The sequence below is a fragment of the Burkholderia sp. E168m23 genome, from assembly GCF_016586125.1.
Lineage (GTDB): Bacteria > Pseudomonadota > Gammaproteobacteria > Burkholderiales > Burkholderiaceae > Burkholderia > Burkholderia orbicola.
On record NZ_BCPP01001383.1, the window covers coordinates 1 to 1,268 of the forward strand.

A 1,268-nucleotide genomic window follows, 5' to 3' on the forward strand; every position below is an offset into this window, starting at 1 on the left:
TTCGTGCCCGAGCGCCTGCGTGGTGAAGTCGCGCGTTTCGACATCACGGATCGCGACGGCAAGGTCATCGTCCAGAAGGACAAGCGGATCAACGCGAAGCACATTCGCGACCTCGAAGCCGCGAAGACCAAGTTCATCTCGGTGCCGGAAGACTATCTGCTCGGCCGCGTGCTGGCGAAGAACGTCGTCGACGGCGATACCGGCGAAGTGATCGCGAGCGCGAACGACGAAGTCACGGAAAGCGTGCTCGAGAAGCTGCGCGAAGCGGGCATCAAGGACATCCAGACGCTCTACACGAACGATCTGGACCAGGGCCCGTACATCTCGTCGACGCTGCGTGTCGACGAAACGACCGACAAGACGGCCGCGCGCATCGCGATCTACCGCATGATGCGTCCGGGCGAGCCGCCGACCGAGGAAGCGGTCGAGGCCCTGTTCAACCGTCTGTTCTACAGCGAAGAAGCGTACGACCTGTCGAAGGTCGGCCGCATGAAGTTCAACCGCCGCGTCGGCCGTGACGAGATCGTCGGCCCGATGACGCTGCAGGACGACGACATCCTCGCGACGATCAAGATCCTCGTCGAGCTGCGCAACGGCAAGGGCGAAGTGGACGACATCGACCACCTCGGCAACCGTCGCGTGCGTTGCGTCGGCGAACTGGCGGAAAACCAGTTCCGCGCGGGTCTCGTGCGTGTCGAGCGCGCGGTCAAGGAACGCCTCGGCCAGGCCGAAAGCGAAAACCTGATGCCGCACGACCTGATCAACTCGAAGCCGATTTCGTCGGCGATCCGCGAGTTCTTCGGTTCGTCGCAGCTGTCGCAGTTCATGGACCAGACCAACCCGCTGTCGGAAATCACGCACAAGCGCCGTGTTTCCGCACTGGGCCCGGGCGGTCTGACGCGCGAGCGCGCAGGCTTCGAAGTCCGCGACGTGCACCCGACCCACTACGGCCGCGTGTGCCCGATCGAAACGCCGGAAGGTCCGAACATCGGCCTGATCAACTCGCTCGCACTGTACGCGCACCTGAACGAGTACGGCTTCCTCGAGACGCCGTACCGCAAGGTCGTGGACAGCAAGGTGACCGACCAGATCGATTACCTGTCGGCGATCGAGGAAGGCCGCTACATGATCGCCCAGGCGAACGCCGCGATCGACGAGAACGGCCAGCTGATCGACGAACTCGTGTCGTCGCGTGAAGCCGGCGAAACGATGATGGTCACGCCGGACCGGATCCAGTACATGGACGTCGCGCCGTCGCAGATCGTGTC

Annotated in this window: 1 pseudogene; it reads left to right on the forward strand. The window is 63.6% G+C overall.

Going from position 1 to position 1,268, the window contains the following annotated elements:
* Positions 1-1,268 (forward strand): annotated as a pseudogene (gene rpoB, locus JMF90_RS37490) (DNA-directed RNA polymerase subunit beta); the annotation flags it as partial.